Annotated in this window: 8 protein-coding genes; all 8 read left to right on the top strand. The window is 60.0% G+C overall.

What is annotated here, in order from left to right; translation table 11 throughout:
- Positions 1-8 precede the first annotated feature (8 nt).
- Positions 9-2,531 (top strand): DUF1553 domain-containing protein, encoded by a 2,523-nt coding sequence (locus tag JNN07_19690; protein ID MBL9169967.1) that lies wholly within the window; start codon positions 9-11, stop codon positions 2,529-2,531.
- A 13-nt stretch (positions 2,532-2,544) separates the two neighbouring features.
- Complete coding sequence (locus JNN07_19685) at positions 2,545-5,055, top strand: hypothetical protein (protein MBL9169966.1); 2,511 nt, start codon at positions 2,545-2,547, stop codon at positions 5,053-5,055.
- Complete coding sequence (locus tag JNN07_19680; protein ID MBL9169965.1) at positions 5,052-8,312, top strand: hypothetical protein; 3,261 nt, start codon at positions 5,052-5,054, stop codon at positions 8,310-8,312. Before JNN07_19685 ends, JNN07_19680 begins: the two co-directional genes overlap by 4 nt.
- A gap of 193 nt (positions 8,313-8,505) precedes the next feature.
- On the top strand, positions 8,506-10,347 hold the full coding sequence (locus JNN07_19675; protein MBL9169964.1) for a sulfatase-like hydrolase/transferase: 1,842 nt from the start codon (positions 8,506-8,508) through the stop codon (positions 10,345-10,347).
- Between the two features lie 1,093 nt (positions 10,348-11,440).
- Positions 11,441-11,938 (top strand): DUF5069 domain-containing protein, encoded by a 498-nt coding sequence (locus JNN07_19670; GenBank protein MBL9169963.1) that lies wholly within the window; start codon positions 11,441-11,443, stop codon positions 11,936-11,938.
- A gap of 133 nt (positions 11,939-12,071) precedes the next feature.
- A complete protein-coding gene (locus tag JNN07_19665) occupies positions 12,072-12,602 on the top strand; it encodes a hypothetical protein (GenBank protein MBL9169962.1) in 531 nt (176 codons plus the stop codon).
- Between the two features lie 322 nt (positions 12,603-12,924).
- Positions 12,925-13,332, top strand: coding sequence for a hypothetical protein (locus tag JNN07_19660; GenBank protein ID MBL9169961.1), 408 nt, complete (start codon positions 12,925-12,927; stop codon positions 13,330-13,332).
- 106 nt (positions 13,333-13,438) lie between these two features.
- The gene (locus JNN07_19655; GenBank protein MBL9169960.1) at positions 13,439-18,034 is read left to right on the top strand and encodes an FG-GAP repeat protein; all 4,596 of its coding nucleotides are present in this window, start codon (positions 13,439-13,441) and stop codon (positions 18,032-18,034) included.
- Positions 18,035-18,279: the final 245 nt, after the last annotated feature.

The following is an 18,279-nucleotide window of genomic DNA, read 5'->3' as shown; positions in this document are numbered from 1 at the left end:
AACCGATTATGATGCTGATGCAAAAACTCCGACACGCCCTGGCTGTCGCCGCCTGCGTGATCCCTACTTTGGTGTATGCCGAAGCGGCGAAGAGCCCCTCTGTCCGGAAGCTGACCATCGACTACGGCAGCCTCCATGCGCCCGGGGAGTCCGTCGCCTTGAGCCTGAAGGGAGCCGGTTCGCGCCAGCAGCTCTTGGCGACAGCGGAGTGCGCTGACGGGCTGATTCGCGATCTCACGCATGCGGTGATCTGGGAATCCAGTCCGCGTGAAATCGTCAAGGTCACGTCGGGAGGTTTGGTGACGCCACTCGCTGACGGGGAGGCCGTGCTTACCGCGCGGACTTCGGACGGAGTGGCCGCGCAACTCCAGGTGAAGGTTCAGGATGCCAAGATCGCTGCCCCGATGAATTTCGCCAACCAGGTGGTGCCCATTTTCACCAAGCTCGGCTGCAACGCGGGTGGCTGTCATGGGAAATCCGGAGGACAGAACGGATTCCGTTTATCCCTGCTCGGCTTTGAGCCGGCCGAAGACATGGAACATCTGGTTAAGGAGTCCCGTGGTCGCCGTTTGTTTCCCGCCGCTCCTGATCAGAGTCTTCTGTTGCTCAAAGCGGTAGGGACTCTTCCTCATGGTGGTGGAAAGCGACTCGAACCCGACTCGCGTGACTATCAGGTGATCCGTCGCTGGATCGCCCAGGGCATGCCCTATGGCAAGCCGGAAGACCCGACCGTCACCAGCATCGAGGTGTATCCGAAGGAACGCACCATGGAGCGTTCGGGAGATCAACAGCTGGTCGTGACGGCTCGTTACAGCGACGGCAGCACCGAGGATGTCACGGCGGGTGCCCAATATGATTCCAACGACAAGGACATTGCCCAGGTGGATGCTGCGGGTCGGGTCAAGATCGTGGGTCGGGCAGGGGATGTGGCGGTGATGATCCGCTACCAAAGCCAGGTCGCGGTCTTCCGCGCGGCGATACCCTTGGGAGCCGAGGTGGCGAAGCTTCCTCCGGTGCGCAATTTCGTCGACGAGCTGGTGTTTAAGAAGCTTAAGGCGGTGGGGATGCCGCCCTCGGACGTTTGCGATGACGCCACGTTCATTCGGCGAGCCACCATCGACATCGCCGGTCGACTGCCCTCTTCCGACGAGACGAAGCGATTCCTGGCTGACAAGCATCCCAGCAAGCGCGAGTATTTGATCGACAGCCTGCTGGAGAGTCCTGACTACGCCGAGTATTTCGCCAACAAGTGGAGCGCGCTCCTTCGGAACAAGCGTGGGACCGACACCCATGCCCGCGCCAACTTCGGCTTTTACAATTGGATTCGGGACAGCTTCCTGGAAAACAAGCCCTACAACGAGTTCGTCAGCGAGATTCTCACCGCCAGCGGTGACATGACTCAGAATCCTCCGGCGACCTGGTATCGACAGGTGAGGGATACCACGAGCCAGCTCGAGGATTCCGCGCAATTGTTCATGGCGACGCGTATGAAATGCGCGCAGTGCCACCATCATCCCTTCGAAAAATGGAGCCAGGACGATTACTTTAGCCTGGGAGCTTTCTTCACTCAGGTGGGACGCAAGCCGGGTGATCAGCCCGGCGATGAATCCATTTATCACAAACGCGGCGTGGCCATGGGGAAAAACGCGAAGACGAATGCGAAGCTCAAGCCGGCGCCGCTGGGGGGGAAGCCTCTGGATTTGGCGGCGGAGGAGGATCCCCGTCAGGCCCTTGCTGATTGGCTGGGAGCCCGCAACAATCCTTTCCTGGCCAAGGCGTTGATCAACCGGTATTGGAAGCATTTCTTCAATCGGGCCTTGGTGGAACCGGAGGACGATATTCGCGATACCAATCCGCCTTCGAACCCCGAGCTTTTTGACGCTCTGGCTCGGCACTTCGTCGAGAGTGGGTTCGACCTCAAGGACCTGGTCCGCACCATCACGCGTTCCTCGGCCTATCAGCTCAGCAGCATCCCCAACGAGTTCAACGCTCAGGACAAGCAGTTCTTCTCGCGGTATTATCCGAAGCGGTTGACCGCTGAGGTGTTGCTCGACGCGATCAACGAGGTATCCCAGTCGCAGACCGCTTTCGCTGGCACTCAGGAAGGCACCAAAGCCGTTCAGCTTCCCGACAACAGCTACAACGCGAGCTCCTACTTCCTGACGGTTTTTGGCCGGCCGGACGCCACCAGTTCCTGTGAGTGCGAGCGCTCGCAGGATGCCAGCCTGGCGCAGAGCCTGCATCTGCTGAACTCCAAGGACATTCAGGCCAAGCTCAGCGCCGAAAGCGGGCGTGCTGCCAAGCTGGCGACGGACCTCGCCCAGCCGGATGAAAGAAAGATCGAGGAGCTGTATTATTCGGTGTTCTCGCGCGCTCCCAAGGCGGACGAGGTGAACACTGCCATTCAGCATGTCTCGAAGCGATCCACGGCGACCAAAGAGGATAAGGAAAAGCTTCTCAAGCGTCGCGAGGCGTATGAGGACATCCTGTGGGCGCTGATGAGCAGTAAGGAATTTCTCTTCAACCACTGAGGGACGCGCTCTGATGAAACCCGCCTCCCGTCGGTATCGCGATGTTGCTCTCTTCGCGACGGCCCTGCTGTTGGCTAATCCGGTTCGAGCCCAGCTTCCGGTCGCTCGCCTGGATACAATTTTTCCTCCCGGCGCGCGGATCGGTTCCACTACCGAGGTCGCCACCGCGGGCGCCGAGTTGGACGAGATACGCCGCCTGCATTTCTCGCATCCTGGTATTGAGGCCAGGCAAGTGGGAGGACCTGGGTCCCCTCGGTTTGCCGTGAGCATCTCCACCAACGTCACCCCGGGCAACTATGAGGTGCGCGTGAGCGGCTTGTTCGGAGTTTCCAACCCGCGCGTGTTCTCGGTGGGGGATTTGGCGGAATACCTCGATCCCGCCACCAATTCCACTCTGGCAGCAGCGGCCCCTGTGACTCTGGGGACTACCATCAATGGCCAGGTGACCGCAGCCCGATCCGACTATTTCCGGTTTGCGCTTCAAGCCGGGCAACGCGTGCTGCTCCAGTGTTCCTCCGGCGTTTTGGATTCGAAGCTGGATCCAGTGCTGCTGCTTTACTCCGGGGATGGAAAGGAGCTGGCTCGCAACCGGCGGCGGGGCGTGCTGGATTGGACGGCCAAACTTTCGGGTGACTACGTCGTTCGAGTCCACGATGCCATCAATCGGGGGGGGAGTGAGTTCTTCTACCGGCTTTCGCTCAGCGAGGCCCCCTACATTGACTCCGTCGTTCCGTCTTCCTTGGAGCCGGGGACCAATCGGGTGATCACGCTCCTGGGGCGCAACCTTCCGGGAGGATCCCCGGTCGCCGACCGGAAAGTGGACGGGAAGCCCTTGGAGAAGCTGGAGGTCACGGTGAATCCGGATGCTCCGGAATGGATGGGTCCGCGCCTGGCAAGCAGCCTGCGTTTTGGAGCCGCAGCGGCCTCTGTGGATGCGTTCGACTATCGGCTGGGTTCCACCAATGGCGTGTCGAACCCAGTGCTGTTGTCGCGGGCGGCGTATCCGGTCCAGTTGGAGCAGGAGCCAAACGATGCCGCGTCGAAAGCCCAGACCATCTCGATTCCAACGGAACTTTCCGCCGAGTTTGGCGGGCGGACGGACGCGGACTGGTATTCCTTTCAGGCGAAGAAGGGAGAAACCTGGGTGGCGGAGATTCTCTCTCAGCGCCTGGGCAGTCCGACTGACCCGGCGCTGCATCTGCTGAGGGTAGGAAAGGATAAAAAGGGTGGAGAGGAACTTTCCGATGCGGGGGAGGCCTATGACACCGACCCTGGCTTGGGCGGCGTTGACTTTAAGGCGCAGAGCGGGGATCCGACTCTGCGGTTTGAAGTGAAGGAGGATGGCTGGTATCGTTTGATGGTTCGCGATCAGGCGCGGGTTCCGCGGGATGATTTGTTTCGTTCCTATCGGTTGGTGATCCGGCCGTCGACTCCTGATTACCGGTTGGTGGCCATGCCCCAAACTCCGCCTCCGGTTGCCAAGGATTCCAAGGAAATCAAGACCTGGTCCTCCGTCCTGCGCAAGGGCGGTGTGCTCGCCCTTCGGATCATGGCTTTCCGCTTCGATGGCATGGATCAGGACATCCAGGTTTCGGTGGAAGGGCTTCCGGCGGGGGTGACCAGCCGGGGGGCTCGACTCCTGGGTGCGGACGGTCGTTCCACGACTTTGCTGCTCCAGGCGGATGAGAATGCGGCCTCCTGGGTTGGCCCGATACGCATCGTGGGCAAGGCGACCACCAAGCAGGGGGAATTGGTTCGTGCGGCGCGGTCCGCTTCGGTGATCTGGGGTGTGGGCAGCTATGAGACGGAGGCCGTTCAGACACGTGTGACTGAAACCCTCACGCTGGCCGTCAGTGGCGAGGACATCGCGCCTCTCGGACTGGTATTGGGCGATCAAAAATCCATCGAGGCGGCCGTCAACGCGAAGGTAAGCCTTCCGGCCAAGCTGGTGAGGCGGGCTGAGTTTCCGGGCAATAGCAAACTCCGCTTGGTGGGCCACCCGGCGCTCGGAGCCGGCAAGGAGATTGAGGTGGACAAAGCCGCCACCAATGCGGTGTTTGACTTGGATCTGGCTCAGCTAAAAATGCCTGAGGGCGACCACTGGCTTTACCTGGAAACGCAGACAGCCTTCAAATCGGAGAGGAGTGCCGAAGGGGCGCGAAAGGCCGAAGCGGCGAAGGTTGAAGCCGAGAAGGCCGCCGTCCGAGCCAAGGAAGCGAGCGACAAAGCCAAGGCGGCTCTCGTGGAAGCGTCCAAGGCCTTGGAGAAAGCGGAGGCTGATGCCAAAGCTTCCCCGGAGAAGCAGGCGGCTCTGAAGTCCTATCAGGATACCAAGGCTGCGGTTACCAAGCTTGCGGAGGAGTCTGCGAAGGCGCTGGAGCAAGCGGAGAAGGTCAAGGCAGCGTCTGTGGAACAGGTGAAGCAGTTCGCCAAGCGCGATTACACGGACACCTTTTACTCCATGCCGCTCTCATTGCGAGTCAGCGCTCCAAAAACGGCTCAAACGCAACCTTCGAAACCATGAGTGTTCTTCCCCTTTCATTGCTCCGCCCCCGGAGTGCGCTTGACCATGCGAGATCAGCGGCGGCGGGGCTGCTTGAGCGCAGGTCGTCGCCCCCGACCTTGATCGCGGGTGTTTCAACCCTAGCCTTGGGGCTGATGTGCTCCCTAGCCGCCTCGGCCGCTGAGCCTGCCGCCGCTGCACCGGCGTCCCGGGTTTTGCAGGTGACCCAGCTCCAGCGCACGACTCCGGTGGATTTCGAAAAAGAGATTCTCCCGCTGCTCCGCAACAACTGCCTGGCTTGCCACAATCGCACCAAAGCCAAGGCGGACCTGGTTCTGGAGACTCCGGCCGACATCCTCAAGGGGGGAGAATCCGGTCCGGCCGTGATTCCGAAGAAGGGTGCCGAGAGTCTCTTGCTAAAGGTCTCGGCGCACCAGGAGAAGCCGTTCATGCCTCCCAAAGACAACAAGGTGGAAGCGGTGGATTTTGAGCCGGAACAACTCGGCCTCATTAAACTGTGGATCGATCAAGGAGCCACCGGAGAGGTTCGCGCCGGTCAGACGGTTCAGTGGGAACCGCTTCCGGCGGGCATCAATCCGATTCTGGCGGTGGCTTTGACGGCGGATGGTCAGTTGGCTGCGTGTGGTCGAGCGAACCAGCTCGCCATTTATCATGTGCCCACCCAACGCTTCATCGACCGCCTAACCGATCCCGCGCTGGTCAAATCGGGGCTCTACTCCAAACCCGGGATTGCCCATCGCGACATGGTCAATGCACTGGCCTTCAACGCGGACGGATCGTTGCTCGCTTCGGGAGACTATCGCTTGGTCAAACTCTGGGAGCGTAGTCGCACGGAGGATCAGCTGGACTTCAAGGCGGATGGGCTGGCCGCTCCCACGAGCATCGATGCCATGGATCAAGCCAGGCGCCTCGCCACCGGACATGCCGATGGGCGTGTGGTGCTCTGGACCGCGGAGTCGGGAATGGTTCGCACTCAATGGCAGGCTCATGGGCACTCGATTCGCACCCTGCGTTTTTCCCCAGACGGCAAGCAGTTGGCCACTGCTTCTGGCAGTCAGCGCGTGGGGGTATGGAATGCCACCAACGGGGCTTCGATGCAGTGGTTGAATACCCCCTCCCTCGTGTATTCGGTGGCTTGGACCCGTGATGGCAAGCGCCTGGTTTCCGGGCACGCGGATTCGCAACTTCGCGTTTGGAAACTTCCCGAAGCGGGCGAAACCAACGCGACGCTCGTCAAGGAGTGGAAGGCGCATGAGGGCGCGGTTTTGGCCTTGGCGATGCATCCGGAAAACGGTCAGCGATTGGTTTCGGGTGGCGGCGAGGGTTCGGTCCGGGTTTGGGATTTGGATAAAGGTGAGTTGGTTAAAAAGATGGATCAGGGGGGCGCTGTAACCTCGGTCGCTTTCCGTCCCGACGGAAAGCGCATCGCCTCGACTGGATCCAACTCCGTGGCCCGCGTTTGGAACGAGGAGGACGGCAAGATGGTCGTGGAGATCAAGGGGGATCGCGAAGCTTCCGCTGCGGTGGACAAGCTGGAGCGGAATGTATCCTTTGCCCAAGGCGAAGTGGCCTACCGACGAGGGGCGTTGGAAGAAGCAAAGAAGCGGGAGAAGGCCGAGGCCGATTTTGCCGCGAAGGCATTGGAGAATCGGGTGAATGCTGAAAAGGCTCTGACTGAGAAACAGAAGGCGGTGCTCGCAGCCGTCGAGGCGCGAGCGGCGGCTGAGAAAGCCCCGGCCGAGCTGGCGATCGAGCTGCAAAAGTCCAATGAAGCCCGCGATGCGGTCGAGACGGCCGCGAAGCAGGCGGAGGCGGAGGCCGCTGCCGCCCAGCAGCGTGTCGAGCAGGCCAAGGCAACCGCCGACGCCGCGGGCAAGGCGGCCAAGGAACTGGCCGAAGCGGTGAAGGCTGATGCCGGAAAAACGCCATCGCTGGCCGCCGCGCAGTCGACCGCCGAGAAGCTGGCCGCCGCCGCCACTGGGTTTCTGGAGGATGCCCGCAAAGTGGCCGAGCGTTTCGCCAAGGACGCTGAGCCTAAGCGCAAAGCAGCCAACGAGGCGAAGGGACCCGCGGATAAGAAAGCTGCTGAGATCGCCGAGAAGTTAAAGCAAGCTCCGGAGAAACTGGCCGCCTCGGTTAAGGCGTTGGAAGCGGTTGAGAAGGAGACTGAGACCTTGCTCGCCGCCAAGCGATCCTCGGAGGATCAATGGCTGGCCAATCAACGCGCCGCCAAGAAAGCGGCCGATGCAGTGCCGGAAGCCGCGGGTGCTTTGCAGGCTGCCGAGACGGCTGCGAAGAAGGTCGACGCCGATCTGCAAGCAGCGCGGAAATGGGCATCCGATGCGGTTCAACCCCTGCTGAGCGCAGCGTTTTCTCCTGACGGCGCCATGCTCGCCACTGCGGGCATCCTTAACAAAGTGCAGACCTGGGGGGCGGAAACCGGCGCCGGCATCGACTCCTATGCAGGAGCGCTCGGAGGTCCTGCTGGAATCGTGTTCGGATCTCCCGGTTCCCTGGTGATGGTTTCCAGCAACGCGCTTCCGGTAAAAGTCAGTCGCTCAGACTCATGGTCCCTGGTGCGTGTGCTCGGGACCGACGAAACCCATTCACCGATGCTTGGTCGGGTTAACGCCCTTCAGTTCAGTCCGGATGGCAAATCGCTGGCGACCGGGAGTGGGGAACCATCCCGCAGTGGCGAACTTCTGCTGTGGGAAGTTGCCAGCGGCAAGCTCCTCCGCAACTTCACCAACGCGCACAGCGACGTCGTGCTTTCCATCGATTTCTCGGAGGACGGCAAACTGCTCGCCAGTTCGGCCTCGGATCGCTTCGTGAAGGTGTGGAATCTGGAATCGGGCAAAATGGCCCGATCGTTCGAGGGCCATACTCATCATGTGTTGGGCGTGAGTTGGAAGCGCGATGCCCGAACGCTGGCCAGCGCTGGGGCGGACAAGGTCATCAAGCTGTGGAACTATGTGACGGGCGAGCAGAAGCGGACCATCGGCGGTGCGGAGAAGGAAGTGACCTCCATCGGTTACGTGGACTCCACCGGAGAAGCTCTGGTGACCTCCGGAGACTCTCAGGTGCGATTGGTAAGCGAGGATGGTAAGACCGTTCGCTCCTTTGGCGGTGCGAAGGACTTTGTTCAGGCTGCGGCGGTCACACCGGATGGCCGTTGGGTGGTGGGAGGCGGCCAGGATAGCATTCTACGGATCTGGGACGGTCGCAGCGGCCAGTTGCTCAAGGCCTTCGATCCTTGATCTGCACCCTTCGGTGTACGGAGTTCCTGCTTTAGCAGGTTGGGCGCGCAATCTCACGTTGAGGCCGCCTCCGCCTGAAGGCGGAACTCCGTACGGGGGACAGACTGCTCCGAGGTATGGAGTTCCTGCTTTAGCAGGTCGGGCGAAAGAGAACTGCTGGCAAAGTACAGGGTCCCACCGTTACAGTCGGCCCATGTTCACAACCCGCTTGCTCCGACTTGGTTCGATCCTGAGTCTGATCGCATCGTTCTTCCTAGTGCCCTTCACGATGCCGACCCAGGCCGCGGAACTCCGGCCCAACATCATCGTCATCCTGGCTGATGATCTAGGGTGGGCTGATTTGGGCTGTTACGGCAGCTCGTTCCATCAGACACCGCATTTGGATCGCATGGCTCGGGAAGGCATTCGGTTCACCGACGCCTATGCCGCGTGCACCGTATGCTCCCCGACGCGGGCTGCGCTCATGACGGGAAAAGCACCCGCTCGCTTACACCTCACCGATTTCATTCCCGGACGCACTATTCTGTCGGATCAAAAGCTCCGTCGTCCTGACTTTCGGCTGCAGCTTCCTTTGGAGGAGGAGACGCTCGCCGAGCGATTGAGAGGCCAAGGTTATCGAACGGCATGTTTGGGGAAGTGGCATTTAGGAGGGGCGGGATTCGAAGCTACCCACCAAGGGTTTGAGCTGGCGACCCCCGACATCGCCGGTTTTCGTCGGATGGCGCCTTTCCGTCCCGGGAGTCAGGCTGGACCGGTGCCGGGGCTGCTTCCAGCCGAGGAGGGAGAGGAGCTTTCGTCGGTTTTGACCCGTAGTGCCATCCATTTTATCGACGAGACCAAGGACGCACCCTTCTTTCTCTACCTTCCTCATGTTTCGGTCCATATTCCATTGCACGGCCGCCCGGATTTGGTGGAGAAGCATCGGAAGCGTGCTGGGTCCCTGGAGGGGGGGCAAACCAATGCGATCTACGCCGCTATGCTGGAGAGTTTAGATGAGGGGGTTGGGAAGATCATGGCTCACCTGCGCGAACGGAAGCTGGACCGCAACACCCTGGTGATCTTCACGTCCGACAATGGAGGTTTGAGCGTTAAGGAAGGGCCCAATACTCCGGCCACGTCCAACGCGCCGCTGCGGGCCGGGAAGGGTTACCTCTACGAAGGTGGCCTTCGAGTCCCGTTGATCGCCTGGTGGCCTGGTACCATTGCTTCAGGACGCACGGAATCCACCCCCGTCATCACCATGGACGTGCATGTCACCTTGCTTGAGTTGGCTGGATTGGATGCCACGGCATTGGCAGTCGATGGGCGTAGCTTGGCATCGACGCTTAAGGGGAACGTCGCCCCTGCTGCCCGTCCGCTCTTTTGGCACTATCCGCACTACAGCAACCAGGGCGGTCGTCCGGGTGGGGTGATGCGTGATGGCCAGTATAAGCTGATCGAGTTTTATGAGAGCGGCTATTTGGAACTCTACGACTTGGCGGCGACGCCGGGCGAGACACGGAACCTGGCCACGGAGATGCCGGATCGCGCGAACGGGATGGCTCGGCAATTGAATGAGTGGCGCAAGTCCGTGTCGGCTCAGATGCCGGTTCGCAATACGAACTATGTTCAAGTGCCCTTGCGACCAGAACTGGACGGGACGATCCGCCTGCCCGGCCACGAGGTGATTATCCATGGCGTGAACGTGCGCTACGAACCTCCCGCGCACAAGAACACCATTGGGTATTGGACCAAGGTGGAGGATTGGGTCAGCTGGGAGTTGGAGGTGACACAAGGGGGTGAGTATGAAGTGGAGATCCTGCAGGGATGCGGCAAGGGCAGCGGTGGCAGTGACGTCGATGTCTCCATCGCGAACCAAACATTGCGATTCGTGGTTCAGGATACCGGACATTTTCAGAACTTTGTGCGCCGAACTTTAGGAAAAGTTCATCTCCCCACCGGTCGCCACACCCTGGCGATCAAGCCGCAGAAAAAGCCGGGTGTCGCGGTGATGGATGTTCGTGAGATGGTTTTGAAGCCGGTGGGAGTGCGGTAGCACCTCTCATCTTTACCTCCAAGAATAGGGACTAGACAAGTTTTAGGGGATCCTCAATTCTTCGCATGAGTTCCTGAGGCCGAAGCCGAGAACCCCAGGCTTCAAAGAGATTAGCCGGGGTGTGGAGCGCAGCGACACCCCCGGTCTGGCGGCCCCCTATTAAACAGCACCCTGAAAGGCGTGCCACCGGTCGGCAAACGGACTGAGGAACCGATTAGATTCCTTGAGTCGGGTGACGCAGGTCGCAGAAGCCGGTGGCATCGATGCGCGATGCTGCGTACTTTTAACAGTCCCGGGGGTGCGCGCACCCCCGGCTCATGTCTGCGAACCCTGTGGGTTCGGGCCGGGGTCAGATATGTCTGCGCCCGGATGCGATCGCACTATGGATCGACAAAAATGGTCAGTGCTCAGCTCTCAACTGAGATCGGCCAAAGTTATGCGGCTCCTTGGGAAACCGAAGATTTTCGTCGCAGGATTTGCCTCCATCGGAGTGGTGTGTGCATTCGTACTGCTGTCTCCTCAAGCAGCCCATTCGATCTACGCTTGGTCGATGCTGCTTAAGGAGCGTGTCTCGAGGACGATAGTGCTAAAACCAGGCGAGAAACGAACGCTCACTCACTACTCATCCGTGATCGAGGTTCCTTTGGGGAAGTGGGTTCGTCCGGGTCCGAGGGCGGTCGTATGGGTTAGACTTGTCGAGATTGATGAGAAAGGGAAACGGTGCCTTTTCGAGGTTCGCTTCGACCCAGATCCTAACATCCAGCGAGACTTGAGTATCAAGCGAGGGTGGGTTGGACTAAGACGTGGGTTCGAGTTTGAACCGACCTTGCGGGGGATGTCGGTTCGTTTGAAGGGGATCACCACGAACGCGGCACAGGTTCAATTTCCTAGGGTTCCCGTGCTTCATTAGGTAATCGGAGTTTGGCACCTTTTGAGCTCGGATTTTTGCTCTAATATTCTAGTCGATCTGCTCAATCAATGGCTTGATCCGAGAATCGAAGAGCTTTCTTCGCGATGAGTTGTGAGCGTGGATCCGTGGGCAATTATGCCGCGCTGCTTGACTTCAGAGGCGTGGAGGGTGTCACCTTGCTTCATGACAGCTGCTAAGAAGAAGACCTCTCAACCGGGATCCAAGTCCAAGTCCAAGATCGTTTCTCTGGACCTCACTCAGCGGGCGCCCCGCAGCGCTCGAGTGCGTTTGGGTGGGTTCGCCGTCCTGCCACGCATCTTGGACAAAGGCCGCGCTTCGCTCGCGGGCCGAAACGGGGAGTACAACTACAACTGCCCGCTCGACCAACATTTCTTTCGTTTTACGGGTGTGGACGCGGCGGCGATGCTCAAACAGTTGGCCTTGGGTAAAGGGGATAGCGCGATCCTCGACTGGATCCACGCGAATTCGAAGACGACATTGAATCCGTGGCAGATTGAGGCCTGGAGCGCGTATCATGAGCGTCGAGTGCCGACCGATGTGGAATCGCGCGAGTTCTTCCACAAGTATCACCAAAGCGTGGGCCCGGAACGGGAGGATATCGCCACCTGGTTTGATGTCTTGGACCTGGATGACTTTGTCAGCTTTGGGGGGCAGGCCTAGGGACTTGGTCATGTCCTTCAACGAGCGAGAATCGGGGAATTTTCACACCGGGGCCACGGAGATCGCAGCGAGGGAATTTGAGGGCAGCCTTCAGGAGCTTCACCCTCACTGATGTGGTCGGCGGCCAAGAGCTATGCAAGAAACCTCCTCCATAACGGGTCGTGCTTATGAAATCGCACGGCTCTATTGTCGGCGCAACGCCAAGTTCATCATTTGGGGGTTCATCCTGCTTGCGGCTGGCTTAGGTGCCTGGTTTCTTGTTTTTGAGTCTCTCCGGGTCGGAGCGGCTCAATTCCATGGTCTTCGCCGTTTCGTCAGGATGTCGGCTCCGTACCATCAGGAGTTTGCAACCGCCTGCGAGCAACTCTACCGGACGACGCCCGACACCAATCTTCTCTGCACGATTCGCGGCTCCGATGGGCTGGTTCCGGAACCTCTGCGGGCTGTGAGCCCGGCTACCATTCAGGTTGGGCACGATCGAGTTACGGTCATCAGTGGTGGGGACTTTGGCGGGTTTGGCATTCATTGGAGGCTCCGAAATCCGGAGACCTCTCGCGACTCCTGGGTGCTGGAAGCGAATCCCGGGCGACCTGCGGTTGTCGTGGCGAGTGGGAAGATCGCGATTCCTCTCCCGCGGAGAGGTGCTGGCTCTTCGGGAAAATGAGGCGGGTGGGCGGGGATGTTCCGGAGAGTGATCGCAAGCTTTGAACCCGACGGGTTCTCGGAGGTGCTGAGGTAATCACCCGGAGAGTAATGAGCTCCAAAAGTTGCCTTTCATCCGAGTCATCCGAGAAATCCGTGGTTACCACTGCCGTTTTCAGGTTCGTTCGCCTGGTTTGGCTTAGACCAGTTCTCCTCTATTTGGATGGATCGAGGGGTTGTCTGTGGCGTGAAGGAAAGGCGGTGGCATGCCACGCGCAGTCCATAGAGGGAAAAGCGAATCGCGGTTGTGAATCCGAGGTGGGGCTGATTGAATGGCTCGCGTCATGACACAGAACGACGACCACCTGAGATTGCTCTCCATTTTCCATTACGTGGTGGGTGGATTGGCCGCACTGTTTTCTCTGTTCCCCCTGTTTCACTTGGTGCTCGGGATCGCTTTCCTGGTGGCTCCCCGTGTGTTCTCCGATCAGGGCGCTCCGCCTCCGGCATTCGTGGGATGGATCTTTATCGTTTTGGCGGTGATCGCGATGACAGTCGGATTGGGCTTCGCGGGTTGCGTGATCGCCGCGGGACGCTGCCTGGCTAGACGGAGGAAGTATCTGTTCTGCTTGGTGGTGGCTGCAGTGGAATGCATGTTCTTGCCCTTCGGAACGGTGTTGGGTGTCTTCACGCTCATCGTTCTGATGCGGGAATCGGTGAAGCCGATGTTTGAAGGAGTGAAGGCGGGGTAGGGGGAATCGTCCGAGGACGGACGACGCTACAATGTAGTGTGGCCCTAAATCTTCTGGGCATCGTCTGAAAGACTGTTACTCTGTTTTCTAAGATAGAAGTAGCTTTATGACCACGCTCCCTTTTTCTCAGACGTTCGCTGTCCAGGCGATTCAACTCCTGTGGTCGAGGCTCGAGTCGCTACTCGTTCTTGCGCTTCTGTTCGTTGCCCTTCCCGATGCCCAGGCTTTGAGGCCTACGGATGACGATGGCTCTCCTCCTCCTCTCGATTGCCCCGGACCCGATGTGGCCGAGGTCACGGTTCAACTGGCCACGCCGGATCATCCGCTGCGGGGGTGTCGGGTCAAAATTGAGGCCGGTAGCTTGCGGCTGGTTACCTACGACTCCGTGTGCGATCAGGAAATTTTTACGCCTCCTCCCGATCTGCCGATCTCCTGGCAGCTGATCAGCTATCCGGCGGGTACCCCGCCTCAGTTGACGGCGTCCGGAACGCTGGCCTACCTCACCTTGCCTCGGGTGGGTACTTACCGAGTGCGGCTTACGGTCTGCTCCGATGGCGGTTGTCTGGTGCCGTTGGGACTGGGGACGGCTCGGCGCAACTATCGGATTGCTCAGGGTGTCACAGTGGAGGCCGTGATCAACGCGGTGGAACGAATCAGCATTCCCCCGGAAGTGTTTCCAAAGCTGCCTGACTCGGTGGTGGCGCAAGCCACCTCCCGCACACCCTTTGATCCGACAGAGTTGTATTGCATGTGCGCTGCGGGCGGGGGAGCGGTGGATCCCCAATGGGTGACGGCCGCGGGATTTGATCCGGATCGGCAATATGCCCAGATCGAGGGACAGGTGTTTAAGTCGTGGACCGCTACGAGCGACTCCTTCCCAAACCACGACAGCATGGATATCAACATGGGTGTGGAAGTGGATCCGCCCTATCGCTTTCGTGTGGCCGAGCAGTCGGAGTTCGCACAGCCGTATCTTTTGGGTGTGGAGTGGGAGCGCAATAGCATTCCTGAACGTTTTCGGCCCATCGTAGGAGATCGGGTGTCGGTCTGGGGCATGTGGATTCATGATTGCGGACACGAGCCGTTCTACACGGAGATCCATCCAGCCATTGGCTTGGCAGTCATGCGCCCGCGCGCGCTTCAACTGCCCTCGAATCGTAGTTTCCGTTTCGAAACTCCAAGCGGTTTCGTGGATTCTACGGTGGGGAACAATGTCTGGATCCCTGGCATCGTCACCGACCTTTGGTTTAACGGGGACGCGGGAGAATGCACCGGCAACTGTAGCTCCACCGGCCTGCATACTCCCGCCCGCTGTATTGTGAATCCCCAGGGCCAGATCGTTGGATTCAACAACGGCGATTGTGTCGAGGGGCCTCATCCGATCAACCGACTTTACAGCTTCAATATTTACCTCCCTCGAAACCCCCGGCTGATCGCCTGCGAGCATGGACTGGATGTGCCACAGCCTCCGCTGTTCATAGAGGTGAGCAATCCTTGGAATTCGGCGGGGCCTGCGCCTCAGGTTCGGGTGGCAACGGATGACAAAGGATCAACCTATCTCAATGTCACCTTGGATCTCACGCAGCATACGGCCTCGACCTATTCGCATCGGATCCGGGCGGGCTGGGTGCATACCTCTCCCAATAACTGGAACCTGCAGAAGCGTCGAGTCAGCATCACTCAGCTGGATGTGCATGACGATCTCGATCCGGCCTACACTTATCCGTATTCGGATGGCGATTGGGGCCTTTGGGTAGAACTACCCACGGTCGATCAGGAATGGACTCGGCTGCTGGATGGAGAGGAGAATGCCCACGGACGGATGAACTTCAATCCGCCCTGGCAGACCGGCAGCGGCGATTCGTTGTTCTGGCGAAACGAAGGTGAGGTCGATCCCGGACGGCGACTGGGTCCGGACATTCACTTCATCGAACCGCATCGCATGATGGGGTTGTCGACCGCGTACGAGAGCGATGGGGTGTTGCACGACAATCCCGGGAGAGCCGCTTTCTTTCTGACCCCGGGGTCTCACTCCGCCCGGAGCGAGAAGGGAGCTTACACCCTCCACTACACCGTCACACCTCTTACTCCCCCAACTCCGGCGCTCTCGGTTCAGGCGAGAGCTTTGTTTAATCGATATCAAATCACCTGCACCAATGCCTTTGGTCGGCGTCCGGAAGTGGCGTTTCTGAACGACCCGATGTCGGTAAACGCCATGGCAAGCACTGGGGTGGCTGAGGCACCTTCCTGGCGGGCCCAGGGGCAACCGAACGGGCGCTTTGGCGCGGCCATGGCTGGAGGAGATTTCGATGGGGATGGCGTGAGTGATCTGTTTATCACGGAGCCTGGCAACGGAGAGGGGCAGCCGACCCCTCTGCTGCATTTTTTCCGCAGTCAGATCAACCTTCTCTCACAGTCGCCCACTTGGACTTCCACCGGGCCGGTGGCTGGGATTGGATTTGGCCGATCGATGGCGAATGCCGGCGATGTCAACGGGGATGGGCTACCCGATCTCATTATGGGCGGGCCCAGTTACGATTTTCAGAGTCCTATCCAAATCCGGAGCAATACGGGGGCTGCCTATTTATGGCTGGGGCGAAGCAACCTCAGCGCCGTTCGGCTGACTCTGACGAACACCGATTGGTCCCTGGCCTTGGCCAATGCGACTGCCGCGGAGTTTGGGTTCTCCGTCGCCAGCGCGGGCGACGTGGATCATGACGGTTTTGGCGATGTGTTGGTGGGCGCTCCTGGACATAGCAATGGTGCCAATCAGCCTCGTGGTCGCGTGTTCCTCTATCGAGGCTCCGCGGCTGGGTTATTGCGTTCGGCTGCGACGGTGTTGCTGCCCGTCGCGACCTCGGGAAGCGATCCTCGGTTCGGAGAATCGGTTGCCGGCCTGGGAGACATCAACGGTGATGGTTTTGGTGATGTGGCCGTCGGCGCGCCGCACTACCAGAATGGGCGCTTTCGTGAGGGAGCCGTGTTGGTGTACTTGGGCTCCTCGACCGGTTTGGTGGCGACAGTGCATCGGATGTACGAGAGTGATTCGAGCGGAGCGCGCTTGGGTGCGGCTGTGGCCGCCGCTGGGGATGTGAATGGGGATCGCTTCCGGGACTTGCTGGTGGGGGCTCCGGATTTGGGTGAGGATGATGTCGGAGGGCACTTTGGTGCGGCATACCTTTTCTTGGGCGGACCAGGGGGTCTCTCGTCGACTCCGTCCTGGGTTCACTATGGCTCGGTCGGGTTTGCCAACTTTGGGGCCTCGCTGGCGGGGGTGGGTGATTTGGACGGGGATGGGTTGAGCGATGTGGTGGTCGGCGCTCCCTTCGATTTCCGAATGTGGCTGGGCGAGGGCACGGTTTCGATGTTTCGTGGGCGCGCGACCCGAGCCGGGCTGAGCCTGACTCCGGACTGGGAGCAGGCGGGAGACCGCGAGGATGTTCGCTTGGGATCGGCGGTTGCGGCTGTCGGGGATGTGAATCATGATGGCTTCCCGGAGTTCATCTACAGCGCCTTAAACTGGCCGAGTTGCGATGCGGTGCGCGGGGTGGCGTTTCTGAAGTATGGGAAGGGCCCCACCTCGGTGCGTCCCAACGGGCTGAGATTCATGCGCGATGTCGGCGTGGAAGAATATGCGTTGCTCAATGTGAGCGATCCGAAGTTCGGGGATCGGCTGGTGAAATCGGGTCAGAACGACCCCGTGAAGCTGGAGCGGCTTCTGGCGGAGGCGCGCGCGGAATTGAACGCGCAGGTCATGAACACCTCCTTGGAGACGGAGGCTTTATTGCGCCTGGCTCCGCTGCAGAAGTTGATGCCGCCTGCGGCCTGGGAAGCACACCTGGGCGATCTGGTCTTTGACAATGGGGCTGCCTGGTTTGTGAACTGTGGCTCGACCAATGAGCAGCGCGATGCGCTTTACCGTCTCTGGACTCCGGACACGCGCTATCTGGTCGACACCAGCGCGCAGCTTGCCGTGGTAGCGCAGGCCGTGGACGATTCACTGCTGACCGACCGTTACATTCCCAACGAGGTTCTTCGCTCAGAGCGTTGGTTCGGATCAAACCTGCGTTATGCGGTGCCGGTGCCTTCGGGACGCTATCGAGCGGTGCTGTATTTCGCGGAGACCTGCCTGCCCTGTGTCGGGCCAGCGATGGGGGGCACGGGGTGCAGCGCCTGCAGCCGTGTGTTCGACTTAGAGTTCGAGGGAGTCAGGATGGCCAATGTCAATCCAGCGGATCGCGCCTTGGGCGGGTTGTTGGATGGCAAGGGAGCGACCCTCAAAGCCACGGAGATTGTGTCAGCTCCCTTCGAGGTGACGGATGGAAATTTCAATCTCACCTTGTTTGATAAGGGCAACACGAATCCGCCCGAGAATCCTGCCATCAAGGGGTTTGTTCTCATGCGGCTCCCGGCGGTCGGCAAGACCTTCAATGGACCCACTCTGAGTGTGGCTACGGCGACCTTGGGAAATTCGAGTGGCAGTTCGTCCAACCTGACCTTGATTGCCGATCTGAAGGGCAATCTGGCGCTCGTGCAGAGCGGCCTGGGAACGGTTCGGCTGGAGCTGTCGGACGATCTCAAAACCTGGCAATCGGCGAACAGTCCGCCGGCCTTGGTTTCGCGTGCGGTGCGCTTCGTGGTGCCGCGGGTGGGAACTGGGCGTCGGTTCTATCGAGCGAGGCTGGATCTGCCGGGGTTGTGAGCGGGCGATGGGGGGCAACGAATATGGAGTGCGGAGACATGTCTCCGCTTTTCCTGCACGCGACGGAGTGGCTGGAGGAGCGCTCCAAGTTAATGGGGGGCGTGAGAGGGGCTAAGGTGGCGTGAAGGAACAGCGGTGTCGTGCCACCGCAGTCCATAGGGCGGCTCGTGCCTCACGCCAACCCTCACCCGGACACAATCCCACCCCGCTGCGCTCGGGGCGGTGGCGCTTTCCCGTTGCGCCCG

Source organism: Verrucomicrobiales bacterium, from assembly GCA_016793885.1.
Taxonomy (GTDB): domain Bacteria; phylum Verrucomicrobiota; class Verrucomicrobiia; order Limisphaerales; family UBA11320; genus UBA11320.
Note: the sequence above shows the minus strand (reverse complement) of the source record. Positions and strands in the feature narration are given on the sequence as shown.